The 27000-nt window shown below is 53.8% G+C and carries 30 protein-coding genes; 17 read left to right on the forward strand and 13 right to left on the reverse strand.

Annotation, left to right across the window (positions count from 1 at the left end):
- Positions 1-52: 52 nt before the first annotated feature.
- The 3 genes from REIFOR_RS00155 to REIFOR_RS00165 all read right to left on the reverse strand — a co-directional run bounded on the left by REIFOR_RS00155 (position 53) and on the right by REIFOR_RS00165 (position 1792).
- Positions 53-727: a YiaD family glycine zipper/OmpA-like lipoprotein gene (locus REIFOR_RS00155; RefSeq protein ID WP_100255629.1), complete on the reverse strand. Its 675-nt coding sequence runs from the start codon at positions 725-727 to the stop codon at positions 53-55.
- A gap of 144 nt (positions 728-871) precedes the next feature.
- On the reverse strand, positions 872-1381 hold the full coding sequence (locus REIFOR_RS00160) for a winged helix-turn-helix transcriptional regulator (protein WP_100255630.1): 510 nt from the start codon (positions 1379-1381) through the stop codon (positions 872-874).
- A gap of 81 nt (positions 1382-1462) precedes the next feature.
- Entirely contained in the window at positions 1463-1792 is a 330-nt protein-coding gene (locus tag REIFOR_RS00165) for an HU family DNA-binding protein (protein ID WP_100255631.1), read from the reverse strand.
- 324 nt (positions 1793-2116) lie between these two features.
- Between REIFOR_RS00165 and REIFOR_RS00170 the strand changes: the two genes are divergently transcribed.
- The gene (locus tag REIFOR_RS00170; protein WP_100255632.1) at positions 2117-4435 is read left to right on the forward strand and encodes a Tex family protein; all 2319 of its coding nucleotides are present in this window, start codon (positions 2117-2119) and stop codon (positions 4433-4435) included.
- Between the two features lie 109 nt (positions 4436-4544).
- A complete protein-coding gene (gene gshA, locus REIFOR_RS00175; RefSeq protein WP_158524243.1) occupies positions 4545-6092 on the forward strand; it encodes a glutamate--cysteine ligase in 1548 nt (515 codons plus the stop codon).
- 76 nt (positions 6093-6168) lie between these two features.
- Here gshA and REIFOR_RS00180 read toward each other — a convergent pair whose 3' ends face one another.
- Complete coding sequence (locus REIFOR_RS00180; RefSeq protein ID WP_100255634.1) at positions 6169-6588, reverse strand: flagellar basal body-associated FliL family protein; 420 nt, start codon at positions 6586-6588, stop codon at positions 6169-6171.
- A gap of 195 nt (positions 6589-6783) precedes the next feature.
- Between REIFOR_RS00180 and rsd the strand changes: the two genes are divergently transcribed.
- The 4 genes from rsd to REIFOR_RS16905 all read left to right on the forward strand — a co-directional run bounded on the left by rsd (position 6784) and on the right by REIFOR_RS16905 (position 10519).
- Positions 6784-7248 (forward strand): sigma D regulator, encoded by a 465-nt coding sequence (gene rsd, locus REIFOR_RS00185; RefSeq protein ID WP_100255635.1) that lies wholly within the window; start codon positions 6784-6786, stop codon positions 7246-7248.
- 259 nt (positions 7249-7507) lie between these two features.
- Positions 7508-8455: a WD40 repeat domain-containing protein gene (locus REIFOR_RS00190; protein ID WP_145980195.1), complete on the forward strand. Its 948-nt coding sequence runs from the start codon at positions 7508-7510 to the stop codon at positions 8453-8455.
- 44 nt (positions 8456-8499) lie between these two features.
- Complete coding sequence (locus REIFOR_RS00195; RefSeq protein WP_100255637.1) at positions 8500-9210, forward strand: ParA family protein; 711 nt, start codon at positions 8500-8502, stop codon at positions 9208-9210.
- 115 nt (positions 9211-9325) lie between these two features.
- The gene (locus REIFOR_RS16905; RefSeq protein ID WP_193437313.1) at positions 9326-10519 is read left to right on the forward strand and encodes a histone H1-like repetitive region-containing protein; all 1194 of its coding nucleotides are present in this window, start codon (positions 9326-9328) and stop codon (positions 10517-10519) included.
- A gap of 11 nt (positions 10520-10530) precedes the next feature.
- On the opposite strand, the gene REIFOR_RS00205 is transcribed toward REIFOR_RS16905, so the two are convergent.
- On the reverse strand, positions 10531-10980 hold the full coding sequence (locus REIFOR_RS00205; protein WP_100255638.1) for a DUF2390 domain-containing protein: 450 nt from the start codon (positions 10978-10980) through the stop codon (positions 10531-10533).
- Here REIFOR_RS00205 and REIFOR_RS00210 point away from each other — a divergent pair.
- The 3 genes from REIFOR_RS00210 (at position 10979) to glnK (ending at position 14093) form a co-directional block, all read left to right on the forward strand.
- Positions 10979-12877, forward strand: a complete 1899-nt coding sequence (locus tag REIFOR_RS00210) for an ABC-F family ATP-binding cassette domain-containing protein (RefSeq protein WP_100255639.1) — start codon at positions 10979-10981, stop codon at positions 12875-12877. The two genes, REIFOR_RS00205 and REIFOR_RS00210, sit on opposite strands and share 2 nt — an antisense overlap.
- 207 nt (positions 12878-13084) lie before the next feature.
- On the forward strand, positions 13085-13642 hold the full coding sequence (locus REIFOR_RS00215) for an ATP-dependent Clp protease proteolytic subunit (protein WP_100255640.1): 558 nt from the start codon (positions 13085-13087) through the stop codon (positions 13640-13642).
- A 112-nt stretch (positions 13643-13754) separates the two neighbouring features.
- On the forward strand, positions 13755-14093 hold the full coding sequence (gene glnK / locus REIFOR_RS00220) for a P-II family nitrogen regulator (RefSeq protein WP_100255641.1): 339 nt from the start codon (positions 13755-13757) through the stop codon (positions 14091-14093).
- A 69-nt stretch (positions 14094-14162) separates the two neighbouring features.
- Here glnK and pspF read toward each other — a convergent pair whose 3' ends face one another.
- Positions 14163-15155, reverse strand: coding sequence for a phage shock protein operon transcriptional activator (gene pspF / locus REIFOR_RS00225; RefSeq protein WP_100255642.1), 993 nt, complete (start codon positions 15153-15155; stop codon positions 14163-14165).
- Positions 15156-15400: 245 nt separating this feature from the next.
- On the opposite strand from pspF, the gene REIFOR_RS16810 reads away from it, so the two are divergent.
- From REIFOR_RS16810 to REIFOR_RS00250, 6 genes are all read left to right on the forward strand, one after another.
- Positions 15401-15544: a hypothetical protein gene (locus REIFOR_RS16810; protein ID WP_158524244.1), complete on the forward strand. Its 144-nt coding sequence runs from the start codon at positions 15401-15403 to the stop codon at positions 15542-15544.
- Between the two features lie 60 nt (positions 15545-15604).
- Entirely contained in the window at positions 15605-16282 is a 678-nt protein-coding gene (pspA, locus tag REIFOR_RS00230) for a phage shock protein PspA (RefSeq protein ID WP_100255643.1), read from the forward strand.
- A 63-nt stretch (positions 16283-16345) separates the two neighbouring features.
- Positions 16346-16588 (forward strand): envelope stress response membrane protein PspB, encoded by a 243-nt coding sequence (gene pspB / locus REIFOR_RS00235; protein ID WP_100255644.1) that lies wholly within the window; start codon positions 16346-16348, stop codon positions 16586-16588.
- An 8-nt stretch (positions 16589-16596) separates the two neighbouring features.
- Positions 16597-17091, forward strand: a complete 495-nt coding sequence (locus tag REIFOR_RS00240) for a PspC domain-containing protein (RefSeq protein ID WP_100255645.1) — start codon at positions 16597-16599, stop codon at positions 17089-17091.
- A gap of 158 nt (positions 17092-17249) precedes the next feature.
- Positions 17250-17765 carry a hypothetical protein gene (locus tag REIFOR_RS00245; RefSeq protein WP_100255646.1) on the forward strand — a complete coding sequence of 172 codons (516 nt, stop codon included), beginning with the start codon at positions 17250-17252 and terminating at the stop codon, positions 17763-17765.
- A 107-nt stretch (positions 17766-17872) separates the two neighbouring features.
- Positions 17873-18853, forward strand: a complete 981-nt coding sequence (locus REIFOR_RS00250; RefSeq protein WP_158524245.1) for a Gfo/Idh/MocA family protein — start codon at positions 17873-17875, stop codon at positions 18851-18853.
- A 69-nt stretch (positions 18854-18922) separates the two neighbouring features.
- On the opposite strand, the gene glpX is transcribed toward REIFOR_RS00250, so the two are convergent.
- Positions 18923-19933: a class II fructose-bisphosphatase gene (gene glpX, locus REIFOR_RS00255; protein WP_100255648.1), complete on the reverse strand. Its 1011-nt coding sequence runs from the start codon at positions 19931-19933 to the stop codon at positions 18923-18925.
- A 148-nt stretch (positions 19934-20081) separates the two neighbouring features.
- Here glpX and REIFOR_RS00260 point away from each other — a divergent pair, with 148 nt between their 5' ends.
- Entirely contained in the window at positions 20082-20882 is an 801-nt protein-coding gene (locus REIFOR_RS00260; RefSeq protein WP_100255649.1) for a TatD family hydrolase, read from the forward strand.
- Positions 20883-20905: 23 nt separating this feature from the next.
- Here the strand turns inward: REIFOR_RS00260 and REIFOR_RS00265 are convergent, their stop codons facing one another.
- The gene (locus REIFOR_RS00265) at positions 20906-21121 is read right to left on the reverse strand and encodes a hypothetical protein (RefSeq protein ID WP_227003722.1); all 216 of its coding nucleotides are present in this window, start codon (positions 21119-21121) and stop codon (positions 20906-20908) included.
- A gap of 148 nt (positions 21122-21269) precedes the next feature.
- On the opposite strand from REIFOR_RS00265, the gene REIFOR_RS00270 reads away from it, so the two are divergent.
- Positions 21270-22535: an MFS transporter gene (locus tag REIFOR_RS00270; protein ID WP_158524246.1), complete on the forward strand. Its 1266-nt coding sequence runs from the start codon at positions 21270-21272 to the stop codon at positions 22533-22535.
- Between the two features lie 25 nt (positions 22536-22560).
- On the opposite strand, the gene REIFOR_RS00275 is transcribed toward REIFOR_RS00270, so the two are convergent.
- From REIFOR_RS00275 to ahcY, 5 genes are all read right to left on the reverse strand, one after another.
- Entirely contained in the window at positions 22561-23286 is a 726-nt protein-coding gene (locus REIFOR_RS00275; RefSeq protein ID WP_100255652.1) for a 16S rRNA (uracil(1498)-N(3))-methyltransferase, read from the reverse strand.
- On the reverse strand, positions 23283-23726 hold the full coding sequence (locus REIFOR_RS00280) for a hypothetical protein (RefSeq protein ID WP_100255653.1): 444 nt from the start codon (positions 23724-23726) through the stop codon (positions 23283-23285). Before REIFOR_RS00280 ends, REIFOR_RS00275 begins: the two co-directional genes overlap by 4 nt.
- Positions 23723-24667 carry an N-acetyl-gamma-glutamyl-phosphate reductase gene (argC, locus tag REIFOR_RS00285; protein ID WP_100255654.1) on the reverse strand — a complete coding sequence of 315 codons (945 nt, stop codon included), beginning with the start codon at positions 24665-24667 and terminating at the stop codon, positions 23723-23725. Before argC ends, REIFOR_RS00280 begins: the two co-directional genes overlap by 4 nt.
- Positions 24664-25509, reverse strand: a complete 846-nt coding sequence (gene metF, locus REIFOR_RS00290) for a methylenetetrahydrofolate reductase [NAD(P)H] (RefSeq protein ID WP_100255655.1) — start codon at positions 25507-25509, stop codon at positions 24664-24666. The genes argC and metF overlap by 4 nt, the downstream gene beginning before the upstream one ends.
- A 91-nt stretch (positions 25510-25600) precedes the next feature.
- Complete coding sequence (ahcY, locus tag REIFOR_RS00295; protein ID WP_100255656.1) at positions 25601-26983, reverse strand: adenosylhomocysteinase; 1383 nt, start codon at positions 26981-26983, stop codon at positions 25601-25603.
- Positions 26984-27000 lie beyond the last annotated feature (17 nt).

Raw genomic sequence — 27000 nt, forward strand, 5'->3', positions numbered from 1 at the left:
AAAAGGCAGCCCAGGCTGCCTTGACGGAAGGATCTATTGAGTCGCTCGGTCGTCAGTCAGCGACGATGGCGTCGAGGGTGATTTCGACACGGCGATTTTCCGCACGACCGTTAGCGGTGCCGTTATCGGCGATCGGTTGGTTCTCACCATAGCCGACCGCTGCGACGCGTTCGAAGACTATGCCAGACTCTAAGATAATATTGGCGACAGCGCTAGCCCGCTGTTCGGATAAAAGCTGGTTATACTCGTTACTGCCGCTGCTGTCGGTGTGGCCACTGATGGTCACCAGGGTATCATCGTATTCGGATAGGACCCTGGCAACCGATGCCAGGGTCGGTTTAAAAGAGGCCTGTACGGCCGCACTGCTAACATCAAAGGTGATGTTGCCAGGCATAATGAGATCGATTTGGCCTGCTTCGGTGCGGCGTACCTGCACACCGGTGCCGACCAGTTCTTCGCGTAGTTGCTTCTCTTGATTGTCCATATAGAAACCGACACCGCCACCGGCAACGCCGCCTATGCCGGCGCCGATCAGGGCGCGTTTGGCTCGATCGGCCTTGGGCGCCGTGGCCGCTCCAATAACGGCACCGAGCAGACCGCCGGCAAGCGCGCCTTTTGAGGTGCCGCTAATTTGGTTTTCACCGGTAAAGGCGTCCATGGTCGTGCAGCCTGAAATCAGCGCGCCCGACAGGGCTAGTGGCAGGGACAGTTTAAGCCAATGATTCATGGTAAAGCTCCTTAAAGAAATGACACAAATGGTTCAGCGTTGTTAAAGCCTAGCCGATTTTTGGCGTTTGGGCACCTCGAATAAGGCCGACAGGGGGCAATCGATTGGATTCGACCTAGGCGGTGATGCAGTGGCTGGGTTGATCTAAGTCTTGTGCCGATGGGCGATTAAATCCAACGGCAAAATCGCGCTCTGCTTGGTTTCTTCAATGACAATATGGCTTTTTGACTCCCGCACGTGGGGCAAGGCCAGCAGCAGGTCGCCGAGATGCTTTCGGTAACTCTTTAAATCGGGCAAGCGCAGCTTTAATAGATAATCAGATTGTCCGGAAATAAGATGACATTCCTGCACATAAGCAATTTTTTCGGTAGCGGCATGAAAGGCTTGAAAGGTTTCCGGTGATTGGCTCACCAAGGTAATTTCTAAATACACCAAAAGCTCGAGGCCTAGGGCCTCGGTGCTCAGTTTGGCGTGGTAACCTTGGATATAACCCGACCCTTCGAGCCGCTTGACCCGGTCAAGGCAAGGTGTAGTCGACAGCCCAACTCGCTGCGCCAGCTCGACATAGGACAGGCGCGCATTATCCTGTAAGGCCTTGAGTATTTTCAGGTCGATTCGGTCGAGGGGGCGTTGCTTGGGCAATTCGGGCGTCAAAATCCTAACCTTAGGGCAAACGAAAAAAAATTTAGGATAGGCCTCTCAAAGACGAAAGCCAATAATATGTTATCCGTTTTGTTAGATCGCCATATCCTTTAATTTTTTCAATGGGCGAATCTTAACCGTGATGGTCGCCGGCTTGGCGGCAATCATAATTTCTTCGCCAGTAAAGGGATTGACGCCTGGGCGGGCTTTGCGTGCCAGCTTCTTAACGGTCTGAATCTTCATTAGGCCCGGTAAAACAAATTCGCCCACGGCACGTTTCTTAATATGGCGCTCGATCAAGTCTGACAATTCGTCGAGTACCAGTTGCACGTCCTTCTTGCTCATCTGGGTATTGTCGGCAATTTCGGTAAGAATTTGCGTTTTTGTCAGCCGCTCTTTCAAGGCAGTTGTTTTCTTGGCCATTGGGATTTCCCTTAGTTTTAGTTCAAATGGAGTCACATTCCTCGGCCGATTATTGCAAAGTTCGCCAAAAAGACAATAGAACTTTGATTAATTCATGCAATGATCCTTCATGCTAGAGCCGTGGTTCCGCAAAAGGCACCCTCAACGATGGTCCTCTCGGTCAGCTTAGCGCGCCCCTAGGGCGCCCCATGAGGCATGCCCAGGCTTGCTTTGTTTCACCTTTGGAATCATGGAGTTAACGAGTATATGAAGGCTTGCATTCGAACCTCTTTTTACCAATTATAACAGCCATTATCTGGTTAACCGCTAAGCCCAAGGAAACCCATGTCGCAGATTGAACAAAAAATTGCCCGTGAACTCAATGTCCAGGATCGGCAGGTGGTTGCGGCCGTAGCCCTGCTCGATGAGGGCGCCACCGTACCCTTTATTTCCCGTTACCGTAAGGAAGTAACGGGCGGTTTGGACGACATACAGTTGCGCGCCCTGGAAGATCGACTGCGCTATCTACGCGATCTTGAGGATCGCCGTAAGTCCATTCTGGCCACCATCGACGAACAGGGTAAGCTGACCGATCCGCTGCGACGGGCCATAATGCAGTCTGAAACCAAGACGGAATTGGAAGACCTTTACCTGCCCTACAAAAAGAAGCGCCGTACCAAGGGGCAGATTGCTCGAGAGGCCGGTCTTGAGCCCCTGGCCGAGGCATTGCTCGCTGACCCAATGCTCGACCCGGAACTCCAGGCCGCGGCCTATCTGAACCCGCAGGCGGAGATAAACGATAGCAAAGCGGCGCTGGATGGCGCGCGCTATATATTGATGGAGCGCTTTGCCGAAGATGCCGCCCTGCTGGGCAAGTTGCGCCAATATATGTGGCAGTTTGGTCAGATTCAGGCGCGCCTGATTGCCGGCAAAGAACAGGATGGCGCTAAGTTCCAAGATTACTTCGAACACGACGAGGCCCTCAATAAGGTGCCCGGTCATCGTGCTTTGGCGATGTTTCGCGGGCGTAACGAGGGCTGCCTTAGCCTAGCCTTGGTGTTGCCTGACGAAGATCCGCGCAGTGCTGGTGCTGGCGCATTGATGGTCGCCGAAACCTTTGGTATCGAAGATCAGTCGCGGCCGGCAGATAAGTGGCTGCTCGACGTGTGCCGTTGGACTTGGCGCATCAAGTTACTGACCCATATCGAGACCGACCTATTCGGCCAAATCCGGGAAAGTTCTGAACAGTCGGCCATCGACGTCTTCGCCCAAAATTTGAAAGCCCTATTGCTGGCCGCGCCAGCCGGTCCACGTGCCACCATCGGTCTGGACCCTGGGTTGCGTACCGGGGTCAAGATTGCCGTGGTCGATGCCACCGGCAAGGTGCTCGATCATGGCGCGATCTTCCCGACCGCGCCACAGAATCGTATCGCCGATGCAGAAAAGGTACTCTCGGCTCTGTGCCTGAAATACGACATTGAATTGATTGCCATCGGTAATGGCACTGCCAGTCGCGAGACCGAACGGTTCGTAAAAGATATGCTCAAGAAGCATCCGGCCATTAAAGCCGAACCAGTAATGGTCAATGAATCCGGCGCCTCGATCTATTCCGCCTCTGAGTATGCCTCACAGGAATTCCCCGACTTGGATGTAACCATCCGCGGTGCCATATCAATCGCTCACCGGTTACAGGATCCGTTGGCCGAGTTGGTGAAAATAGACCCCAAAGCCATTGGTGTCGGACAGTACCAGCACGATGTTTCTCAGGTTGCTCTGGCGCGTCAATTGAACGCCGTGGTCGAAGACTGTGTGAACGGAGTCGGTGTCGATCTGAATATGGCATCGGCTCCTTTGTTGGCACGAGTGTCCGGTCTAAACCTAACCATTGCCAGCAATATAGTGGCGTTTCGAGACAGCAACGGCGCCTTTGCCTCGCGCAAGCAGCTGAAAGATGTGCCACGACTGGGGCCCAAGGCCTTTGAGCAGGCCGCCGGTTTTTTGCGCATCATGAACGGCACCGATCCACTCGATCGTTCTGGTGTCCATCCCGAGGCCTATGCCCTGGTGCATCGCATCGTGAAAACCAGCAGCAAGGCGGTTAACGACCTTATCGGCGACAGTAAATTTCTTAAGGCTTTAAATGCCAGTGACTACACCGATGAGCAGTTTGGTGTGCCCACCGTAATGGATATTATTGCCGAGTTGGATAAGCCGGGGCGCGACCCGCGACCGGAATTTAAGACTGCCGTGTTTCAGGATGGTGTCGAGCAGTTAAAAGATTTGCGTTTGAATATGGTCTTAGAGGGCGTGGTCACAAATGTCACGCACTTCGGCGCCTTTGTCGATGTTGGGGTGCACCAAGATGGTTTGGTGCATATTTCCGCCCTCAGCCACAGTTTCGTCGAGGACCCGGCAAAAGTTGTTAAGGCCGGTGATATCGTCAAGGTTAAGGTCATGGCAATTGATGCCCAGCGCAAGCGCATTGGGTTGTCGATGCGACTCGACGATGATGCCCAAAGCGAACCGGATTCGGCGACGCCCGGGGGTGAGCGCAGTGCTAACCGACGCGGCGGCAGCCGCAACCAAGCCAAGGCGCCCGTTGCGCCCGCCAGCACCTTAGACGCGCTGTTTGATCAGGCGCTTAAAAAGGGTGCGCGGCGCTAATTCGCCCGCACTCCGCCAGCCGGTGGCTGATGAATGGAATAGATCGGCCTCAGCTTGATCTATCCCGATTCAGCCCCATACTTTAGCTACATTTATCGAGGGCGCCACCTTGCCTGCCATTACCCGTCTCAAATTGCTTAAAGACTTACACAGTAATGCTTTCACCTTTCAGCGTGGCATCGAGCGCGAAGCCTTACGGGTCAGTAAAGCCGGCCAGATCAGCCAAGTTGGCCATCCGGAGAGTCTGGGCTCGGCCTTGACCCACAAATCGATTACTACCGATTACTCGGAAAGTCTGATGGAGTTCATTACCGGTGTGCACAGCGACAAAGGCCGGCTGCTAAACGAGCTCGATGCCTTACACCGATTTTCGTTCAGCCACCTAGATGACGAATGGTTGTGGTCTGGCAGCATGCCGTCGCTGTTGCCTGCGCAGGAAGAGATCCCTATCGCACAGTATGGCAATAGCCATATAGGGCGCCTAAAAACCATCTACCGACACGGTCTATGGCATCGTTACGGCCGGAAAATGCAGACCATCGCAGGGGTGCATTACAACTGGTCGCTGAGTGAAGAATTTTGGCGACAATGGGCCCTGGTGAATCATAAAACGGGTGACCTGACCGAGTTTAAGACTAACGAATACTTTGGTCTGATTCGAAATTTCCGCCGCCACAGTTGGCTTTTGCTTTATTTATTCGGTGCCTCACCCGCGGCTGATAGCAGCTTTCTCGACCATAGCTCAGCCGACCTGACGCCTTTGGGTGAACAGAGTCTCTATGCTCCCTATGCGACCAGCCTGAGGATGAGTGATCTGGGGTATTCCAACAAGGCGCAGGCGAATCTGTTTGTGTGCTTTAATTCACTGGAAAGTTATGCCGAAACTCTCTCCAATGCCATTCAAACACCCTATTCCGCATACGAACAGATGGGTCTAATGGCGCAAGGTGAGTATCAACAGCTTAATACCAGCGTGCTGCAAATCGAAAACGAATACTACAGTGATATCCGCCCCAAACGTGTTGCTTACTCAGGTGAGAAGCCACTCCATGCCTTGCGGTATCGGGGCGTTGAGTACATAGAGGTGCGCTGCCTCGACATCAACCCATTGCTGCCACTGGGTATCGATGAAGGCCAGATTGATTTTGTTGATTTGTTTTTGCTCTGGTGTTTAGTGCAAGATAGCCCGGAGATTTCGACGCTCGAATGCCAGCAGGTCCAGCGTAATAGCGAGCGTGTGGCACTGAACGGGCGAGACCCGAATTTAACCATACGCCATGGCGGCCGTGATCAGCTGTTACCGGCATTAGCCCAAACCTTGATGGAGTCGATAGCCGAATTCGCCGTCACGATCGATAAAAAGACCGGCACTGACTGTTACCAGAAAGCCTGCCAGCAGCAGCAAGACAAGATCGATGATGTCAGATTGACGCCGTCACATCAGGTCTTAGCGCAGATTACAGAACAATCATCTTACCTGAATTTCAGCCTAAAGCAGTCGGCTCAATTTGCGGCGCATTTTAGTCAGCCCTTGGCGCCGGAGCAGGTGGCCTTTTGGCAGCGCGAGACGGCTGCTAGCGTCGGTCGACAACGGGATATTGAGGCAAACGACAGCGGCACTTTCGATGATTTTTTGGCCGAATATCTGCGTCAGTAACCTGTCGCTGGCAAGGGCTGCTGACCAGAGCCTTGCCAGGATGTGCGGCTTTAAGCCGCTGTTGAATGGGCGCTGGTTAGCTCTGAACCACCCAAGAGGTAAACAAGACGCGATCAACCAGAATCTCGCCCGTCTCCTTAATCATTAATGCCTGCACAGCCTCAAGCGCCTGCTCGAGTATGTCTTCTCGACCGACACTGCTGCGCACGGTTTCTTCCGATTGCCGAGCGAAGAGCATAATAATCTCATGGCGGATTGCATCTAGATGGACCGCCACCACAACTGCCGCCAGTTCGTCGCGCACTCGCAGGGTAACGGCCGCTTGCAGATATCGGACCTTAGTGGTTTGCCCGTAATTCAGCGTAAAGGCCGGCTGCAATTCGACATAGGCCGTTCCGGGGGGTAGGTCTGCGGCTACGGCAAAGGAAAAACCCATGCTTACGGCACAGCTCAAGGCAAAAAAACGAAATCTGTTTTTAAAGCATCGTGACAACATAAAATTCTCTGCGCTGACAAATAAAGAAGTATAGGCTAACGTGGTGTTTCTGTCAGTGCCCACACGTTTGAAAAGCTGGCATAAAAAGCGTTTGTTGGTTGTCTGAAGGCCTTACTGAGCCTATATTGTATTCATAGGACATTCATTACGGCGTTGTGTTGATGCCGTCATTAGCAGCGAGAATAGGTCATCCATATGTTGGAAAACTGTAAAACAGCTCAAGAGCGTTGGGGTGGTACACATGAAATGATCGATCGCTGGTTGTCCGATCGGCAACAGGCCTTGATCAGTTTTTTTGCCATTCAAGAGGCCCAAGGGAAAGAAAATCTGGCAGAACAACTGCAGATTTTCAGTCAACAGCTGGTCGATTATATCTCCGAAGGCCATTTTGAGATTTATGAGCAGTTATTTCGCGAAGCCAAGGAGTATGACGATGGTGGTTTGGAATTGGCCCATGAGCTGTACCCACAAATTGAACTGACAACACAGCGCTTGCTCAATTTTAATGATAAGTATGCGTCAATTGATCTGGTCGAGGCCAACATCGTCAACCTCAATGGTGATCTATCATCCTTAGGTGAAAAGATGAGCGAGCGATTCGATATGGAAGATCAGCTCATAGCGCGACTGCACACCGCACATCAAAAGACCTTGGCCTAACCGCTCACAAGGCAGTGACCCGTTTGGTGGGCCACGCTTGCTATTGGATAATTTAATAATTATGGGTTGCAAGACCGCCCCGCGGTCGATGGCGCTTGGCAATAATAGATCCACCCTAATCTGTCCGAAGCCATCGGCTCATTACCTAGCTCGACCCCTACTCTGCTCAGCAACCTTGGCCGGCCTTAACGGCATCTTTCTTCGTTCCAAGTTCGGGCGGTGCTACACTGTCCGCAACGATCGCTGACTGTTGCCAATTATGAAGCCGATAACTCTATTTTTTACCTTGTGTTGGATCATGCTGCTAAATGGCTGTCTGCCACAAGGGCCAAGTTCAAAAGTGCAATTGGCCAGTCAGGGCATCTATTCCGCCGCCATCGATAAGGTCGGCCAATCAGCTGTCGTGGGGTCTTATCTGCACGGTGGTTCGTACTGGGATCTGGAAAAAAAAGGCCGCAGTTTTAACTGGAATCACCGTGAGGGTTATCTAACCGAAATTCTTTACAGCGACATTTCGTCTGATGGACGTTTTGCCGTAACCGCGAATTACTTCAACCTCGTTTTGTGGGACACAACGACCGGTGAGTCGATTTGGTTCTGGTCCGCACCGGCAAAAATTGAGGCCGTTGCACTGTCCTCCGACGGACGGTTTGCCATGCTAGGTCTGGCCAATAACAGCGCGTTATTATTTGATGTTCAAAATGGCGGCCTTTTGCGAGAGTTTATCCATCAGGGACCGGTTGTGTCCGTGGCACTAAATATCGATGCAGGTATTGTGCTAACCGGTTCGGAAGACAGTAGTGCGCGGCTTTGGAATATTGGTGATGGCAGCATGCTCCGAGAGTTTAAATATTCCAATCAGGTGCCATTGGTAGCCTTGAGTCCGAGTGGCAAAAAAGCATTGATAGTGCCAGCCAATGAGAAAGCTGAAATATGGAATCTGAAATCCTACACCAGAATTTCGACTCTGCGAACAGCAAAATTCCGACTCTATAGCGGTCGCTTTGTCGGGGAAAATAGACTTTTAGTGGGCACAACGCACCGAAATATATTCGAATTTAATGCGACAAATGGTAAAAAAAGTCAAACATGGAAGCTGGGAACCGAAGGTAAACAAGCATTTAAAAGCGCGATTGTGCTGGATATTGGCTGGTATCAGGGTAATTTGGTGGCGATTGGTTCAAATGGTTATCTATATGCTTTTTGACAAGTAAAAATCTGTTAGCATAGCTGGGCATTTATGGAGTGACCATGGTAACGACACATTTGACAACTGAACCACGCATCCTAGCGAAACCGACAGCGGCGCCCAAGCGGATCCTCATCGCAAACGCCAAAGGCGGCAGTGGCAAGACAACCATCGCGACTAATTTGTCGAGCCTATTTGCTTGCCGGCAAGAGCAATGCGCGCTTATTGACTTTGATCCGCAAGGTTCATCGACTCAGTGGTTGCAACTGCGGCAAACGGCGCGCGCCGAAATTCATGGCGTGTCGGCCTATAAAAAGGGTGCAACACAGGTTACTCGTACTTGGCAAATTCATAATCTGCCCGTTGGCACCACCAAGGTGGTCATCGACACGCCCGCGGGGCTGACCGGCCAATTGCTCAACGATCTAGTACGCGAATCTGATTTCATTGTTATTCCAGTTACCCCATCACCCATCGATATTCGTGCGACGACTCTGTTTATTAAAGAACTCTTTCTAACACCGGCCTATCGGAGCAGCCCTCGCCGGATCGCTGTAGTTGCCAATCGGGTGCGAAAAAACACCCTGGTATATTCGAAGCTCGAGCTGTTCCTGAAAAGCCTAAAAATCCCGTTCATTTCGACCTTTCGGGATACCCAATTTTATATCCGATCCTCCGAATACGGCTTGGGCATTCACGATCTAAGTAATGCTCAGGAGGCTGACATAAACGATTGGCAGAAGTTGGTCGATTGGATTGATGAAATTGAATAACCCGTTATGAAAATATTTAAAGAGAAAACAAAAGCTTGAATTTTTCAAGCCGAATCTAAATAGTGTCAAGTTGAATTAACAAAGTTTAATCACTTACCTTAAGAGGACCAAGGTCATGGCCGTTGCAAAGAAAAAACCAGCTCAATCTGCAGCAATAAAGAAAGTTGTTGCAAAAAAAGCCACTGTTAAAAAAGTAACGGGCAAGGCCGCCGCTGCAAAATCAGCGCCTGCTAAAGCCAAGGCACCTGCTGCCAAGGTTGCAGTTTCAGAAGTGGGAATCTTAAAGGCAGAATTGGTTAGTCTCGAAACTAAACTGTTGAAGGCTCAAGCAAGCGAATTGAGTGGCGCAGAAAAAGTAGTTTCAGCGCAGAGTAAGAAAGTGCTCGCGGCTGCCGCGAAGGTTAAGAAAGCCATCGCCGCAAAAACGAAAGCCGTTGCCAAGGCGAAAAAGCTAAAGACTGCTGCAGCTGCCGGTGCCGCGACGCAGGCAATTGCCATGGTCGCCGACGCTAAGGTCGTTGTAGAGGCTCTGAAAACAGAGCAGGCCGCCGCAAAGCTTGTTTTAAACGCAGCCAAAACTGAGGCCGCCCTAACGGCCAAACTTGCCAAAGGCATCCTTAAGCTCCGTAAAGACGAAGCTAAACGCCGTTCGATGGCCGCTGCCGTTGAAGCGAAAAAATTGACCGATGCGGCTAAAAAGACCGCCGCGGCAGAGAAAAAAGCTGCCGCAGTCGCCGCCCGCAAGGCTAAGGCTGTCGAGAAGAAGGCCGCAACCAAGGCCAAACTTGTAGCCATGAAAGCGGCCATTAAAGCCAAGGCCGCGGCCCAGAAAGCAGTTGCCAAGAAGCCAGCCGCTAAGAAAGCGGTTGCCAAGAAGCCAGTCGCTAAGAAAGCGGTTGCCAAGAAGCCAGTCGCTAAGAAAGCGGTTGCCAAGAAGCCAGTCGCTAAGAAAGCGGTTGCCAAGAAGCCAGTCGCTAAGAAAGCAGTTGCCAAGAAGCCAGTCGCTAAGCCAGCGGTTGCCAAGGCACCGGTTGCTAAGAAGGCCGCCGCCAAAGCTCCGGTAGCAAAAAAAGCCGCGGTTAAAAAAGCAGTTGCGAAAAAAGCGCCTGTTAAGAAGGCAATCGCCCAAAAAGCAGCCCCCAAGCCTGTCGCACCTGCGAAAAAAGATACGCCAGCCGCGAAGCCAATGGCGCTTGCCGAGCCGACGGGCATGAGTAAGCCGGTCGAAAACCAGCCGGCAGCAGCCGTAACCGCCAATGTCCCAGCGGCAGAAGGTCGCAGCCTGTTCGATTCAAAAAAGGACGTATAAGCCGCTAACGCTTAAGTTGAATCGGTAACCCTGAGCAGGGTTTGGATAAGGGGAGCGAGAGCTCCCTTTTTTACGCCCAAAGAAAGTGCATAGTGCTCGACAAGATCGCCCGATCCAAGCTCCGCATCAACAAAAAGTGCCTGTAGCAGCTGAATATCCAGTCCTTCCAGCATCAACTCAAAAGTTAGGGCGTTACGTTTAAGCGCTCCGTCCAAGCCAGTTCGGTAGTGGCGAACGCGTCCTATCAAGGGTCTTAAGTGAGTCACCGAGTCGTCTTGCCACCAACAGGCGGGTAAGCTAAGTCCTTGCTGTAAGGCGAAGGCGATGGCGATTATATCGTTCACCTGGGCTGCATAATCGTCTTGCCAGGCGAGCAGCGCTATTTTATTTGGCAAATAGACTCGATTAGCGAAACGCCACAATGGCGTCTGTTGCAACGCATTGGTAAACTCCTGCCCCATGATAAAACTCTCAAATATTTCTCTACAGCTTGGTGGAAAGCCATTGCTGGAGCAAGCATCTCTGACAATTAATCCGGGCGAGCGCCTTGCGGTAATTGGTGCCAATGGTACCGGCAAAACGTCGCTATTCAAGGTGCTACAGGGTGACCTGACTCTCGACCAAGGCGATTTCCTGATGCCTAATCAGTGGCGGCTATCCTATATGGAGCAGGAAGTTACCGCGGTGCATCGTTCGGCCGTCGAGTTTGTGCTCGATGGCGACCAACAGTTGCGCAAGCTAGAACAGCAACTGGAGCAGGCACAAAGCCGTAACGACGACCATGCCGTGGCCGAGCAGCTTGGCGCGTTGGACACCTATCAGGCCTTTAATAAGCGTTATCAGGCTGAGCAATTGCTGGCCGGTTTGGGTTTCGCCGAGGCGGAATTCACCAATCCGGTCGATTCCTTTTCCGGTGGTTGGCGAGTTCGGTTGAATTTGGCCCGTGCCCTGATGTGCCCGTCTGACCTGCTCTTGCTCGATGAACCCACCAACCACCTGGATCTGCATACCTGTTTTTGGCTCGAAGGGTGGCTGAAGCAGTTTCAAGGTACACTGCTGTTTATTTCCCACGATCGTGACTTTATGGATGGCGTAGCCACTCAGGTGGTGAGCTTCGAACAGAAAAAGCTCCAACTGTATCGCGGCAACTACAGTCAGTTTGAGCGTCAGCGCGCCGAACGGATGGCACAGCACCAGGCAGCCTTCAACAAAGAGCAGAAGCAGAAGGAGCATTTAGAGTCCTTCGTGCAGCGCTTTAAGGCCAAAGCCTCCAAAGCCAAGCAGGCGCAAAGCCGGGTCAAGATGCTCGAACGCCTGACAATGAACGCACCATTGTTGATGAGCCATGGCTACGATCTGAGTATTAGCACCGACGGTCGAGTCTCGGATCCGGTGGTCAGCCTCAAAGACGTCAACCTAGGTTATCCCACCAAGACGGTGTTGTCGGGCATCAACCTGAGCCTCCATCCGGGCATGCGTCTGGGCTTATTGGGGGTGAACGGCGCCGGTAAGTCGACCCTGATCAAGGCCCTCTCTGGTGACCTAGAACCGCTGCAGGGGGTGGTCACGCGCGGCCAGAATCTTAAGGTCGGTTACTTTGCCCAGCATCAGTTGGAGTCGCTCGATGACCTAGCAAGCCCCTATCTACATATTCGTCGCATCGATGATGTCGCGAAAGACCAGGACATCAAGAATTTCGTTGGCCGCTTTGGCTTCTCAGGCATGCGTGCGGACGAGCCGGTGAAAAACTTTTCCGGTGGTGAAAAAGCCCGTGTGGCATTGGCTCTCATTGCTTGGCAGAAGCCAAATCTTCTGTTGTTGGACGAACCGACCAACCACTTGGATTTGGAGATGCGCGATTCCTTGAATTTGGCGTTGCAACAATACGAGGGCGCAGTAATTTTAGTATCCCACGATCGGTATTTGCTTAATTCCACCGCAGAACAGTTTTGGTGGGTCCGAAACGGTGGTGTAGAGCTCTACAATGGCGATTTGGATGATTACTTCCAGGCCATGTTAAAGGCGCCGCAAACCGGCTCGCAGCGGAGTCAGGTCGCCGGCGAGGAGAGCACTGACGAGCGCAAGGCCAGCCGTCAGGCCAGAGCCGTGCAGCGGGAAAAATTAAAGCCAGTGCAGCAGAAGCTCAAAAAAGCCGAACAGTTGATGGAACGACTGCAAAAAGACCTAACAGGCATTGAAAATGAGTTATCGGACGCAACACTGTATGATGCAGCGGCAAAAGAAAAGCTTCAGCGTCTAATCAAGCAACAGAGCCAGTTGCGCGGTGAATTGGATGGCGCCGAACTGGTCTGGATGGACGCGGCGGAAACGCTCGAAAGCTTGCAGTCGGTCTCCTAAATTTGGAACCTGCAAGCGACAAGGGTTTTGATGTGACAATTACCCACGCCGAATTCGACGCGACCCTGATGTCGGTTACGGGGTACCATAAGGTCTGATAAGACCGACCGAGTGTGTCAACCTCTATACCTTAAAACAAAAGTATGGCGGTGCAGCTGGCCCAGTTTGGCTATACTGACCGCATAGAATTCATGACAGGAGAACCCCGTGAAGCCAGAACAAACCTTTGATCCAGTTGGCGAACGCCTATTTACCGGGCGTAAAGTCCTTATCTGCGAAGAAATCAACCAAACGATGGCCAAAAAGGTCTCCGCCCAACTGCTGGCCTTGGCTGAAGCGTCAGACGACGACATCGTATTATTTATCAATAGCCAGGGTGGCCACGTCGAAGCGGGCGATACCATCCACGATATAGTGCAGTTTATCGCACCGCGGGTTAAGGTCATCGGGACCGGTTATGTAGCCAGTGCGGGAACGCACATTTTTTTGGCAGCGGCTAAAGAAGATCGCTATTGCTTGCCGAATACGCGTTTCCTTATTCACCAGCCATCTGGCGGCGTCGGCGGTCAGGCCAGTGATATTGCAATACAGGCGCAACAAATCATTGCCATGCGAGAGCGCTTGGCGCGGATTATTGCGGCGCAAACTGGGCAGCCGATTGAGCGAGTGCGCATCGACATTGAGCGCGACAACTGGATGACCACTGCCGAAGCTATTGAATATGGCATCGTCAGCCGAGTGTTGCATCACTCGAGCGACCTCTAGTCCGCCCGTCGGCAGCGCCGAGCTTTGGCTGCTAGACTTGCACATAAGAGTGCCATTGCGTAACACCCGATCTTTATCTAATAGGGTTAAGAAATAAACTAAGGAATGATTTATGAAATTAGTTACTGCCATCATCAAGCCATTTAAATTGGATGACGTTCGTGAAGCGTTGTCAGAAGTAGGCGTTCAGGGCATTACCGTGACCGAAGTTAAGGGTTTTGGTCGGCAAAAGGGTCATACCGAACTGTATCGCGGTGCAGAATATGTAGTCGATTTTTTGCCGAAAATTAAGCTTGAAATTGCGATCGATGACGACAAGGTCGATGGCGTTATACAAGCCGTCACCAATGCCGCAGCGACCGGTAAGATCGGCGACGGCAAGATTTTTGTCCAGCCGTTGGAACAGGTTATTCGTATCCGCACCGGCGAAACTGGCAGCGAAGCAGTCTAACGAGCCGATTGGCCCGTCAGCCCCAAAAAAAGCGTGCCGATGGCGCGCTTTTTTGTGTCCGGCCTCCGCTCAGCCGACCTTATCTTTGCCGATGAGACCGTGTTTCTTTAACTGACTGCGAAATTGATGATAGGTCAGCCCGAGCGCATCTGAGGCCTTACCCTGGTGTTGATCATTTTGGTCGAGCGCTTGGGATAAGAGCATCAGTTCGTATCGGGCGACCTGCTCGCTAAAGCCTAGATGGCTACCTGGGTCGCTCTGGCTGGTCTTGGCTGCCGGAGCCCAGGGCGAGTCGAATGGATCCAATACCAACTCGCCAATGGCCGCACTCGGAGTGCCCCAGCGATAGATGCTGCGTTCGACAACATTTTTCAGTTCTCGGACATTGCCATAAAAGGGGTGGTTTTTCAGCTGTGCGGTGGCTTTGGCACTGAAGCCAGGGAAGTCCTGCCAACCTAATTCAATGCTCATGCTAATGGCAAAGTGCTCGGCTAAGCGCTCCACATCGTTTTCGCGCGCTCGCAAGGGTGGAATGGTAATGACATCGAATGCCAGGCGGTCGAGCAAATCCTCGCGAAACTTACCCTGTGCCGCCAGCTGGGGTAAATTTTCATTGGTCGCGGCAACGATGCGCACATTGACCTGCAGCGTCTTTTGCCCGCCCAGTCGCTCGAACTCCCCGTACTCGATTACCCGCAGCACCTTTTCCTGGACCGCAGCTGACATGCTGCCCAATTCATCGAGCAACAGCGTGCCTTCATCGGCTCGTTCGAAGCGACCCTTGTGAACTCGGTTTGCCCCGGTGAAGGCCCCAGGTTCATAGCCAAACAGATCGGCGTCCAACAAGGATTCGCTGATCGCGCCGCAATTTACTTTCAGTAACGGTTGTTGCCAGCGCAACGACAAGAAATGCAGACGCTCCGCGATCAATTCTTTGCCGGTACCGCGCTCGCCGATCACCAAGATCGGGCGATTGAGTGGCGCAACACGTGAAACCTGGTCGAGCACATCCGATAAGGCCGAACTCTCACCGATAAGTCGAAGTTGATGGTTGGCAGACATGGGCAGGCCTTTTTCGTCGTATTGACTAAATAACTTAGTCTAATAAGTTAATCAATGCGAGTGACTATAGGTCACATTATCTTAATAGCCTTGTAAATCAACTGCTTAGGTTTTTGGCATGGAAACTGTAATAGACGTTATGGATGTTATAGATGTAATAGACAAGACAGACGTAATAAAACAATTAGCAAAGAATAAGGTTAGACAACGAATCAACCCTGATCGGGAGCACTCAGACGATGGAGATGTCGCAACGAACACCGCTGTATCTTGGGCTGATCACGCTCAGCAGTGCCTTAGCCGCCGTCACGGTGGTTTGGGCCGGGTTGATCGGCTTTGGCTTGATTGCACTGGCGATCGAAGCCTTGGGTCGTTGGCCGTTGCGCTAAGTCGGTCGAGGCCAAACGGCCAGCCATGTGACGTTATTATGAAATATTAGGAGAGTAACAATGAGCATTTTTTCAAGATTAAGTGACATCATCAACAGTAACCTGAATTCCATATTGGATCGGGCAGAAGACCCGAAAAAAATGATTCGACTGATTATTCAGGAAATGGAAGAAACGCTGGTCGAAGTTCGTTCCAGTTCGGCACGCGTGATTGCCGATAAAAAAGATGTCCAGCGTCGCCTCGGTCGACTGCGTAATGACGCCGACGATTGGGAAGCCAAGGCGCGTTTGGCGGTGGGAAAAAACCGTGAAGACCTGGCTCGAGCAGCCTTGGCCGAAAAGCAGGCGATAACCGATGAAGTGACGGCGGTAGAGCAGGAATTTAATGCCCTGGACGATCACCTCGAGCATTTGGGCAATGAAATTGGTCAGCTGCAGTTAAAGTTAAACGATGCCAAAGCCAAACAAAAAGTTTTGTTGATGCGCCAGAAAACAGTGTCCACCCGCATGCGCACCCGGGGTCAGCTGAATCGTGAGCAACTGCAGGACGCGTTCGAAAAATTTGAGCACTATGAACGCAAGATGGATTCGATGGAAAGTCAGTTGGAGGCCGACGATCTGGGTCGAAATAATAAGCAAGGTCTAAAAAATGAAATCGAATCCCTGGCCCAAGATGAGGCAATCAATGCCGAATTAGCGCGCCTGAAAGCGGATTTGAAAAGCACCGACCAAGGCTGATAAGGTTGACTTGCCGGGCCGCACTGGGTGACCCAAGCAGCCTATTAATAAAGGGAGTAAAAAATGCAATTTTTAGACTTTATGATGGTGCCGACCGTTCTGTTTATGGTCGTGGTCATGCCGCTCTGGCTGGTCATGCACTATCGGGCTAAGGGTAAGACCAGTCGTGGACTGGCCAATGAAGATCAGCTCATCCTCGACGACCTGCTGCGAACATTGGATACCCTGTCGACCCGCATGGCCACCTTGGAGTCCATTTTAGATGATCGCAACCCCCGCTGGCGGCGTGACGCAGACCGGGAATAGGAGGGCACATGAAACGTTCACATAAACACCCTAATCAAGCCAACCCAGAGCATAGCAATGGTTTTCCGCCGGAAGACTGGTGGGCTCGTCGGCGTAACGGATTCGGCATGGGTCTGTACCGCAATACTCGCGACAGAAAGGTTGCCGGTGTCTGCGCGGGCTTGGCCGACCATCTCAATGTCGATCATTGGGTGATCCGGTTAGCCGCGCTGGGTGGTTTAATATTTTTTAATTCATTGATGTTCTTTGCCTATTTGGGCGCCTGGATCGCCATGGCACCCCGGCCGAATGACGACAGTACGGCGCCGCCCTATCGCTACGATGAAGATATGCGTCAGAATCGGCCCATCAATATGTTTCGCTATCCCTTGAGCCCAACAGATCGCTTGCGCACCGCACAGGCTCGGATGGCGAAGATAGTCGAACGAACCGAGCAGATCGAACGCTATGTGACATCGAAGCGATTTGACCTGGACTCGGAATTTTCGAAAATGCAAAAGTAATCTGGCCGCGCTCGAGAATACAAATTCACAAGGCTCGAGCGCCCAATGCGCGGAGGGCTTGTGTTGACGTCGCCGAATGCATTTAATTGGCCGCGCTCCTGACAGCCCAGGCGGGATTCTTTATGATGGCGGCCTCAATGATCAGTTAAGCATAGCCTATGAAAACATCGACCAAGTTGCCCCGCCTGCTCAAAGAACCCACCGGCTGGATTCTAATCGCGCTCTCGATCGGGTTTTTTTACGCCCAATGGCCAAGTCGATCGGCGCCAATCGATGCGCCGGCCTACTATTGGCAGCAGCTTGATGGCGGCCTGAAGGTCCGCTGGGAGGCCGAACCGGTCTTTCAGGACAGCGGTGCGACCCAGGCCTGGGGCCTGACGCTTAAAGGGATGTCCTTTATGGTTCAAACGGGTCCGTTGAGCGGCGATTTTAACGAGCTGGTGCTCCTGGTGGCGGCACAGGATCGTGCCGCAGTCGGTGGCGCGATCCAGGATCCTTTGACCTTCTCGGGGCCGCAAGCTGAGTATGCATTTTTTGATGCCGAATCGCGGATTCAGTCCCATCGTTGGTATCAGCAAGAAGCAACGTGGATTAAGGTGTCGGTGCTATACAAACCGAGCATGGCATCGCGGGTAGCTCGAGCCACGGAGTTTTTGGCCAATACGGGCTATTAGTTCGCCATAAGGATCGACCCCTGTCCATTGCTAGCGGGGTCGGAATGACAGACCCTTTCACCAATGGCTGCCAAAGCCAGGTAAGCCCCGCCGGGGTAAGGAACACTATGCTACGTTGGGCCGTTATCGGTACCGGAAATATGGCCGGTCAGTTTTTGCAGGATGTGGCTCAGATCGTCAATGGTCGATTTTCAGCCGTCTATTCACATTCGCTGGTGCGTGCCCAGGCGTTCGCCGAAACTCACGCCTTGACGGCTGCCTACGACGACTACGAGCAGCTCTTGGCCGATCCGAAGATCGATGCCGTCTATATTGCCAGCACCCATCCCCATCATGCCCCACAGGCCATTGCCGCCTTAAATGCCGGTAAACATGTCTTGGTGGAAAAACCCATGGCCCTGTCTGAGGCCGAGGCGGCGGCGGTGTTTGCGGCGGCCGAGCGCAACCAGCGTTTTTGCGCGGAAGCCTTGTGGACCAAATTCAATCCGCTCTACCAGTCGCTGCATCGGCAGGTAGCCGCCGGGCGTATTGGCACCGTGCAACACCTCAGCGCGAGTTTCGGTTTTGCCCATGATATGAGTCAGGTCCATCACCGCTTGCTCGACCCGGCCCAGGCCGGTGGCGCGTTGCTCGATATAGGCCTCTATCCGATCATGTTGGCCCTCTCTGTGTTCGGCTACCCCGACCAGACCCAAGCCCGAGTGGTATTGGGGCCAACCGGGGTCGATATAGCGGCGGATCTGCTGCTGTCCTATGCCGACGGCAAAACCGCCCACCTAGCCTATCGGCTGGATGCCCACCTGCCGACCAAGGCCTGTATCTCCGGGTCAAAGGGTTGGGTTGAACTCGAAACGCCTTGGTTTGCGTGCAATGCGCTCCAGTGGGGCGAGACCGGCAAACCGGTGACGAGCGAATACGGAGTGCTGCTCAATCGTGGCTGGGGCAACCAATTTGAGCGGGTAAACGATGCCATTGGGCTTGGCCACCTGGCGGTCGTGGAGCACAGTTGGGCAGACAGTGTGCAGTTAGCCCGCTATCTGGAATGGCTGCGTAAGACCTGGGGGCCGAGCTATCCGTTCGAACGCTAAGCGGGCTTGAGCGCGATATTAGGGTGAGCGGGCGGCCCCGTCAGTCGGGCGCCGCTCAGAACGGCCTGACTAGAGAATCACATCCTTGATATCTTCGTCTTTTCGGTCCAGATAGTGGGTCGAGTGGATCTTACGGACGGTTCGGCTCTTGCCCCGAATCAGCAAGGTCTCGGTAGTCGCTAGGTTGCCCTTTCGGGTCACACCTTCCAGCAGATCCCCCTTGGTAATGCCGGTGGCCGAAAACACCACATCATCGGATCGGGCCATATCGTTGAGCTGATACACGACACCGGTCTCAACGCCCATCTCGGCACAACGACGTGCCTCACTCTCGGCAATCTTTATGGTTTCGGCATCGTGGCCTTTGGCTTCGGTGCGTAACATCAGGCGACCGTTCATATCGCCGCCCAATGCTCGTATGACCGCGGCCGAGATCACCCCTTCTGGGGCGCCACCGACGCAATACATCATATCGACCTCACTTTCCGGCATGCAGGTCAGGATGCTGGCGGCGACATCACCATCGGGTAAGGCAAAGACCCGCACGCCCATGCCCTGCATCAGGGCAATGGCCGGATCGTGTCGCGGTTTGGCTAAGGTCACGACGACCAAATCCCGCAATGGCTTGTTCAATGCCTTGGCGACCAGCTTAATATTCTGCTCCAAGGGTAGGGTCAGATCGATAAAGCCCTTGGCCTCCGGTCCAACGACCAGCTTCTCCATATACATATCGGGCGCTTTTAGGAAGGCGCCCTTCTCACCGATAGCCATAACGGCGATGGCATTGGATTGGCCCATTGCGGTCATACGCGTCCCCTCGATGGGGTCAACGGCAATATCACAGGCATCGCCGACGCCGGTACCGACCTTTTCACCTATATAGAGCATCGGCGCTTCATCGATCTCGCCTTCGCCGATCACGATTTCGCCGTCAAATTCGATCTTATTGAGCATGGCCCGCATCACTTCCACGGCGGCGCCATCGGCCTTGTTTTTATCTCCGCGACCCAGCCAGTTATAGCCGGCCAGAGCGGCCGCTTCGGTCACTCGTGAAAAGTTGAACGCTAGATCTCGGCGCATGATCGGACTCCAGTGATGATTTTGCGCGCAGTCTAACCTGTTTTGGCGATCGCTTCATTAAGGTTAGGGTGAGTTGGCCTGTGCACTGGCAACTGAACGCCGAATGGGTAAACTGTGCCGACCAGCCCGCGACCGGACCGAATGCCCAATGAGTAAGAAACAGCACGAGATACCCGTATTTGACCACCCAATAATCGAAACTCACTGCCATCTGGACTATTTGGAAGGTGAGGCGCTCGACCAGGTGATTGCCGATGCGGCCGCCGTGAATGTGGAAAAGATCGTCACCATTGCCGTGTCGCCAAGCAATCTAGCGCGGGTGCGTGAACTGACCGAACATCCGATGATCTGGGGTACCCAGGGCGTGCATCCGCACGATGCCGAACTCTTTACCGAGGCGACGGCGGCAGAGCTGTTGCGTCATGGTCGCGACGCGAAGATCGTCGCCATCGGGGAGATCGGTCTGGATTACCACTACGACCATGCCGATCGAGCCATCCAGCGTGCGGTATTTGAGCGCCAGCTGGCCATCGCGGTGGAGTTGGATCAGCCGATCGTGGTCCATACCCGTGATGCCGATGACGACACCCGAGCCATCCTGCAAAACTTTTCCAGTCAGCTGAAGGGCAAGGGCGTTATCCACAGCTTCACCTCGGGCTTGGCCCTGGGCGAATACTGTTTGGCTGAGGGTTTTATGCTTGGTTTCAACGGTATCATCACCTTTAACAAGGCCGAAAATGTGCGTGAGGTCTTAGCGGCGACGCCGATGTCGGGTTTCGTAGTCGAGACGGATGCGCCCTACTTAACGCCAATCCCGTATCGGGGTCGACCCAATCAACCCAAATACCTGCCCTTTATTATTCAAAAGATAGCCGAAGTAAAGGCAGTTAGCGTCGAAGAGGTTTTGGAACAGTCCTATCAAAATGCCAACCGGTTGTTTAGCTGGTAAGGCGGGGGCCGATTGGAGCGTTGCTATAGACTGTCGATCTGATCGTTGAGCTGGCTGCGCTTATCGGTCACGATGCGTTCTAAGGTCTGTACTCGCCGTTCCAGCTCGGCAACCTGTCGGCCCAGCTGTTCCTCGGTATCGGCGGCACTACGGGCTAATGCTCTGACCTGCTGCAGAATCAACCAAGAGCCCGCACCGAAGATGAAAACCATTACCACGATCATGCTTGACGTCGTCATGCCACTGCTCCTTCGCTGTGCATAGGGCTCTATTTTACGAGCCTGAGGCGCCATGGGAACAGCAGAAAGTCACAAAATTCGCGTCGACCCGGCTCGTCGATTTAAGCCTGACCGCCCATCCTGCGTGCAATCGCAAAAGGTGATCAGTATGATTAGGCCTCCCAGCTCGCCGTACCGTATCGACCGGGCCGACAGCCAACGACCCATCACTCGGACCCATCTTATGCGTACCCGTTTTTACCTGCTTATGCTGGCCTTTATCGCTTTTATTTCGCTCGGTCTCCCCGACGCTTTACTGGGCATCGCATGGCCCTTTATGCGGGTTGATCTCAATCAGCCGCTCGCGGCGAACGGCATTATCGTGTTGGCGGCGACCCTGGGTGCGGCATTGAGCGGTTTTTTCAGTGCGCGCATGGGGCGCTGGTTGGGGATTGGCCGTTTGCTCAGCCTGAGCTGCCTGCTCACCGGTACCGCGCTGCTCGGTTATACGCTAGCACCCTCGCTCGCCTGGATCGCCGTGGCCAGCGCCGTGATCGGCCTGGCGGCCGGGGCAACCGACGCGACCATCAATGGCTATATCGCCAAGAACTTCAGTGCCGGCCTGATGCAGTGGCTGCATGCCAGCTTTGGGGTCGGCATCACCCTAGGCCCGGTGGTTATGACCTGGGTGCTGGTTCATGAGTACGACTGGCGCCTGGGTTATCAGATACATTCGGTGATTCAACTGCTCTTAATGATCCTGTTTTTGGTCACCGCGGGACTGTGGTTGGTGGTCCAACGTGCCCCCGCAGAAGGTGCGGCTGAGGTCGTTAGCCATGCCGCAGATGCCCATAACACCGGTATGCTTGAGTCCTTTGGCAATGTCCGCGTCTGGCTGAGTATGGCGCTATTCTTTTGTTACACCGGTCTGGAGTTTTCCATGGGGCTGTGGACCTTTAGCCTCTTGACCGACGTCCGGGGTATGAGCACCGCCCAGGCTGGTGCTTGGGTCAGTGTCTATTGGGGTATGTTTACCGTCGGTCGTATTGTGATGGGTTTTGTGTCGAGCCGGATCAGCCAAAATCAGTTGATGACCCTGAGCCTAGTTTTGGCTCTGGTCGGTGCTCTGGCCTATGCGCTTAACCTAAGCCTATTGACCAATTTGCTGGCCTTGGTGGTGATCGGCTTTGCCTATGCGCCGATGTACCCGGCCTTGGTCTCGGATACCCTTAATCGGCTCGGGTCGAGACACTTTAACAACGCGATCGGCCTGCAAGTCACCGCCGCTAGCCTGGGTATCGCCATCTTGCCGGGCTCGATCGGGCTCTTGGTCACGCAGTTTTCGCTCGCGCTCTTTCCGTGGCTATTGCTATGCCTAACCACGCTGTTAGTGGGTCTTTACTTGATCGCCCACCGCCTCGGTAATAGCGACTAGGCGACTAGACGACCAGGCGTTGGGTCTAAAAGTCGCCCCAGCGGGCCTGGAGCAAACTTAATATCACCACCGGTGCGGTTTCAGTACGCAGAATGCGCGGTCCGAGCTGCCATGGGGTAAAGCCCTGCTGCTGGGCGAAAGCCAGTTCCGACCCACTTAGACCGCCCTCCGGTCCGACCAGAAAACTGACCGAATCGGGCCGTTCAGCGGGCCAAAGCGGTTGCTGTGCCGCGGTATGGAAGACCAGTTTCAGAGCTGAGCGTTGCGCCAGTACCCAATCGTTGAGCGACTGAATAGGGTGCAGTATGGGTAGGGTGTCGCGATAGGACTGCTCACAGGCGCTGGTCATAATGCCATGCCAATGGCTGAGTTTTTTCTCATAGCGGTCACGCGCTAAGCGCAGGTCACAGCGCTCACTGGTCAACGGGGTGAGGCTGGTCACGCCCAGTTCAGTGGCCTTTTGCACGGCGTAGTCGAAGCGATCGCCCTTCGACATCACCAAGCCAAGATGGCTAACCAGCGGGGATGCCTCGGTCGCCACCAGTTGCTCACTGAGTAACAGATTCGCCGCTTTCTTGCCGATATTCGTCAACGTGCCATTAAAGCGTTGACCCCGGCCGTTAAAGACCTCGACCTGCGCGCCATTATCGAGCCGCAGAGCCTTAACCAGATGCTGAAAGACAGACGCGGGCAGCGCCACAACCTGTTCGAGTGACTCGGCCTCAGGTACCCAGGCGCGAATCGTTCTCATGGCGTGGCCACCGCGCCACAGGACGCTAGGCGTTCGGCGGTAAGACCAAAATTCTGGATCCAATCGGCTAAAATACACTGCCGATATTGATAGGAATAAAGCATCGCATTGTCGGCATCTTCGGGGAAACTACTCGGCCAGCGCTCCAGTAACAGGGGTCCGCAGCGCTGCGCCGATTCCGCCACCGCGGCCTTGCAAAGTTCGGCAGGCAACTTCAGGCAGCCAATAGCAGCATCCTGTTCACACAAGAGCGCCGGCGCCTGTTGATTGAGGTACTGGATAAAGATCACCGAGGGTACCGTTGCTACTGATCCGGGCTGATCCGGGCTAGGGCTCATGTCGGCAGGGTTGAGCGGGGCCGCATCGGTGGCCGGGGTTGCGCCGCTGCATGCGGCCAGCCCGAGCGCCAGGAACAGGCCGATCGGGAAGCGCCCCTTCATACCAGTAGACCGGTGGTTTCGAGCAAGCCGAAGCGGCAATTCATGTTCTGCACTGCGGCACCCGATGCGCCCTTGCCCAGGTTATCCAGTCGCGCGACCAGATAGATGCGCTGGTCGGCGCTGAAGACAAAGAGCTCAATCCGGTTTGTACCATTACAGTGAGTCGGCGCCAAGAAGCCGTCCTCGAGTTGACTCTGATCGTTGAGCGGAAACAGGGTGATAAACGGTTCAGCCTGATAGGCTTCGGCCAGCGCGACATAGACTTGCTCGGCGCTGCCGCTTAGGGCTGCCTCATGCAAGCCAATTGACACCAGCATGCCCTGCTCGAAATTACCGACGGTGGGCACAAAGACCGGGGCAAAATCGAGCCCGACAATGTGCTGCATCTCGGGCAGATGTTTATGGTTTAAATCAAGATTCTTCAGTCGCGCGGCGGCGGTTTCGGCTTGACCTCGATCAAAGCCTTGATAATCGGCGATCATCGCCTTGCCGCCACCGCTGTAACCGGTGATCGCCTGTACCGTGAGCGGATAGGCTCGGGGCAGAAGGCCGGCGGCCACCAAGGGTGCCGTCAATAGCGTCATGCCGGTGGGGTAACAACCGGGATTGGCGATGCGATTGCTGGTCTGTATTTTAGGCCGCAGCCCCGCCAATTCCGGCACGCCGTAGACCCAAGCCGGATCGACGCGAAAGGCCGATGAGGCATCGATAATCACCGTCGCGGGGTTGCTGATTAGGGCCACGGCGGCGCGGCTGGCTTCATCGGGCAGGCACAAAAACACCACGTCGGCCCGATTCAGATAGGTTTCACGCAATTGTGGATCTTTTTTTTGCGCTTCCGGGATGCTGAGTAACTCGACATCGGGGTGGGCTTCTAATCGACTCTGTATTTGCAGGCCGGTGGTGCCATATTGGCCATCGATAAAGGCGGTAACAGTCATGCTTTAAAACCTTCCAGTTGGGCTAGGATCGCCAGCGTTGGTGCCGACTGGTTCATGCTGTAGAAGTGCAACTTAGGCGCCCCGGCGACAATGAGCTCCTGACACAGATCGACGACAAAGTTCAGGCCAATGCGCTGAATTCGGGTGACATCATCGCCACAGCTTTGCAGCGCCTGACGCATCCAACGGGGAATGTCGGCACCACAGGCATCGGAGAAGCGTGCCAGATTGGTGAAATTGGTAATCGGCATAATACCTGGCACGATCGCGATATCGCAATCGCGCCGGCGCACTTCGGAGACGAAATGTTTGTAGGCATTGATGTTGTAAAAATACTGGGTGATGGCGCTGTCGGCGCCGGCCTTGGCCTTGGCCACAAAATGGTCGACATCCTGATCAAAACTGTTCGCTTGCGGGTGCATCTCCGGATAGGCCGCGACCTCGATACTGAAGGTATCGGCAAATTCGGCTTTAATAAAGGTGACCAGATCCGAGGCATGGTTGAAATCACCCCCGGTGCCGCGCATGCCACTGGGTAAGTCGCCGCGCAGCGCCACAATGCGGTTGATACCGGCCGCCTGATATTGCTCGAGCAGAGCCTGGACCGTAGCCCGGTTCGAACCGATACAGGACAGATGGGGCGCGGCCGGGACCCCGCGGCTATTCAATTCAATAACGGTATTGATGGTGCGTTCCTGAGTGGAACCACCGGCGCCATAGGTGACACTAAAGAATTCCGGCTGGGCAATCTTTAATTCGTCATGGGCCGTCAATAATTTGTCATAGCCGATGTCGGTTTTAGGCGGGAAAAACTCAAAACTGACGGGTACTGGGGTATTCATAATAGTCTTCTCTGTGATCGGGATTGAGTCGCCAGCCGCGCCCTGACCGAGTCAGTAGTGCGGCTGGCTGTAGGCGCCTGGCGGCTCCTAATCAATATTTATATTCTTCAGGCTTGTAGGGTCCGGCCACGGGTACATTGATGTAGTTGGCCTGGGTTTCGGTCAGCGTGGTCATCACCCCGCCAAAGCCTTTGACCATTTCGGCGGCCACCTCTTCGTCTAATTTTTTCGGCAATATTTTGACGTAAAGGTTAGCGGCTTTCTCGGCAGCGGGCAAGTCGGCGAACTTACGTTCAAACAGATACATCTGCGCCAGGACCTGGTTGGCGAACGACCCGTCCATGATACGGCTTGGGTGGCCGGTGGCATTGCCCAGGTTGACCAGACGTCCTTCGGACAGCAAGATAATAAAGTCATCACTGGCGGCGCTGCGATAGATCTGATGAACTTGCGGCTTCACTTCGGTCCACTGCCATGAGGTGCGCATAAAGGCGGTGTCGATTTCATTATCGAAGTGACCGATGTTACAGACTACGGCACCTTTCTTGACCGCGGCCAACATATATTTATCGCAGACATTGGTGTTGCCGGTGGTGGTCACGATCAGGTCGGTGTTGTGCAGCAACGGTAAGTTAATGCTCGCCGCGGTACCGTCGTTGATACCGTCATTGTAGGGAGACACAACCTCAAAACCGTCCATGCAGGCCTGCATCGCACAGATTGGATCGATTTCCGATACCTTGACGATCATGCTTTCCTGACGCAGAGACGCCGCCGAACCCTTGCCGACATCACCGTAGCCGATTACCAGGGCTTTTTTACCGGCCAACAGATGGTCGGTGCCGCGCTTAATAGCATCGTTTAAGGAATGACGACAGCCGTACTTGTTGTCGTTCTTAGCCTTGGTCACCGCATCATTGACATTGATCGCCGGTACCTTGAGCTCGCCCTTGGCCAACATATCCAGCAATCGGTGTACACCGGTGGTGGTTTCTTCCGAGATACCGTGAATTTGCGCTAGCAGCTGTGGGTATTTGCTGTGAACCATTTCGGTCAGATCGCCGCCATCATCAAGAATGATGTTCGCGTCCCAGACCTCGGTGCCGTCTTTACCCGCAAGGATGGTCTGTTCAATACACCATAAAAATTCATCATCGGTTTCACCCTTCCAGGCGAATACCGGGATGCCCGCCGCCGCGATAGCGGCCGCCGCATGATCCTGGGTTGAGAAAATATTGCATGAAGACCAACGCACGGCCGCGCCTAAGTCGATCAGCGTCTCGATGAGCACGGCGGTTTGAATGGTCATATGGATACAACCCATGATGCGCGCACCGGCCAATGGCTGATCGGCACGATACTTATGACGCAGTGCCATAAGCGCCGGCATTTCACTTTCGGCGATGGCGATTTCTTTGCGGCCCCAGTCGGCCAATGACATATCGGCGACCTGGTAATCGGTAAAAGTTGTCATAGTCTGTTCCTTAATAA

The sequence above is a fragment of the Reinekea forsetii genome (genome assembly GCF_002795845.1).
In the GTDB taxonomy this organism is placed as follows: Bacteria; Pseudomonadota; Gammaproteobacteria; order Pseudomonadales; family Natronospirillaceae; genus Reinekea; species Reinekea forsetii.

Bases quoted from the DNA above. Each gene is read 5' to 3' on its own strand.
- REIFOR_RS00260 (WP_100255649.1), top strand. From the start codon at position 20,082: ATGAGTAAGAAACAGCACGAGATACCCGTATTTGACCACCCAATAATC.
- REIFOR_RS00210 (WP_100255639.1), top strand. From the start codon at position 10,979: ATGATAAAACTCTCAAATATTTCTCTACAGCTTGGTGGAAAGCCATTG.
- REIFOR_RS00155 (WP_100255629.1), bottom strand. From the start codon at position 727: ATGAATCATTGGCTTAAACTGTCCCTGCCACTAGCCCTGTCGGGCGCG.
- REIFOR_RS00250 (WP_158524245.1), top strand. From the start codon at position 17,873: ATGCTACGTTGGGCCGTTATCGGTACCGGAAATATGGCCGGTCAGTTT.
- REIFOR_RS00270 (WP_158524246.1), top strand. From the start codon at position 21,270: ATGATTAGGCCTCCCAGCTCGCCGTACCGTATCGACCGGGCCGACAGC.
- REIFOR_RS00265 (WP_227003722.1), bottom strand. From the start codon at position 21,121: ATGACGACGTCAAGCATGATCGTGGTAATGGTTTTCATCTTCGGTGCG.
- pspA (WP_100255643.1), top strand. From the start codon at position 15,605: ATGAGCATTTTTTCAAGATTAAGTGACATCATCAACAGTAACCTGAAT.
- REIFOR_RS16905 (WP_193437313.1), top strand. From the start codon at position 9,326: ATGGCCGTTGCAAAGAAAAAACCAGCTCAATCTGCAGCAATAAAGAAA.
- metF (WP_100255655.1), bottom strand. From the start codon at position 25,509: ATGAATACCCCAGTACCCGTCAGTTTTGAGTTTTTCCCGCCTAAAACC.
- REIFOR_RS00190 (WP_145980195.1), top strand. From the start codon at position 7,508: ATGAAGCCGATAACTCTATTTTTTACCTTGTGTTGGATCATGCTGCTA.
- REIFOR_RS00280 (WP_100255653.1), bottom strand. From the start codon at position 23,726: ATGAAGGGGCGCTTCCCGATCGGCCTGTTCCTGGCGCTCGGGCTGGCC.
- glnK (WP_100255641.1), top strand. From the start codon at position 13,755: ATGAAATTAGTTACTGCCATCATCAAGCCATTTAAATTGGATGACGTT.
- REIFOR_RS00165 (WP_100255631.1), bottom strand. From the start codon at position 1,792: ATGGCCAAGAAAACAACTGCCTTGAAAGAGCGGCTGACAAAAACGCAA.
- rsd (WP_100255635.1), top strand. From the start codon at position 6,784: ATGTTGGAAAACTGTAAAACAGCTCAAGAGCGTTGGGGTGGTACACAT.
- REIFOR_RS00205 (WP_100255638.1), bottom strand. From the start codon at position 10,980: ATGGGGCAGGAGTTTACCAATGCGTTGCAACAGACGCCATTGTGGCGT.
- pspB (WP_100255644.1), top strand. From the start codon at position 16,346: ATGCAATTTTTAGACTTTATGATGGTGCCGACCGTTCTGTTTATGGTC.
- ahcY (WP_100255656.1), bottom strand. From the start codon at position 26,983: ATGACAACTTTTACCGATTACCAGGTCGCCGATATGTCATTGGCCGAC.
- REIFOR_RS00170 (WP_100255632.1), top strand. From the start codon at position 2,117: ATGTCGCAGATTGAACAAAAAATTGCCCGTGAACTCAATGTCCAGGAT.
- pspF (WP_100255642.1), bottom strand. From the start codon at position 15,155: ATGTCTGCCAACCATCAACTTCGACTTATCGGTGAGAGTTCGGCCTTA.
- REIFOR_RS00195 (WP_100255637.1), top strand. From the start codon at position 8,500: ATGGTAACGACACATTTGACAACTGAACCACGCATCCTAGCGAAACCG.
- REIFOR_RS00240 (WP_100255645.1), top strand. From the start codon at position 16,597: ATGAAACGTTCACATAAACACCCTAATCAAGCCAACCCAGAGCATAGC.
- REIFOR_RS00275 (WP_100255652.1), bottom strand. From the start codon at position 23,286: ATGAGAACGATTCGCGCCTGGGTACCTGAGGCCGAGTCACTCGAACAG.
- argC (WP_100255654.1), bottom strand. From the start codon at position 24,667: ATGACTGTTACCGCCTTTATCGATGGCCAATATGGCACCACCGGCCTG.
- REIFOR_RS00180 (WP_100255634.1), bottom strand. From the start codon at position 6,588: ATGTTGTCACGATGCTTTAAAAACAGATTTCGTTTTTTTGCCTTGAGC.
- REIFOR_RS00245 (WP_100255646.1), top strand. From the start codon at position 17,250: ATGAAAACATCGACCAAGTTGCCCCGCCTGCTCAAAGAACCCACCGGC.
- REIFOR_RS16810 (WP_158524244.1), top strand. From the start codon at position 15,401: ATGTCGCAACGAACACCGCTGTATCTTGGGCTGATCACGCTCAGCAGT.
- glpX (WP_100255648.1), bottom strand. From the start codon at position 19,933: ATGCGCCGAGATCTAGCGTTCAACTTTTCACGAGTGACCGAAGCGGCC.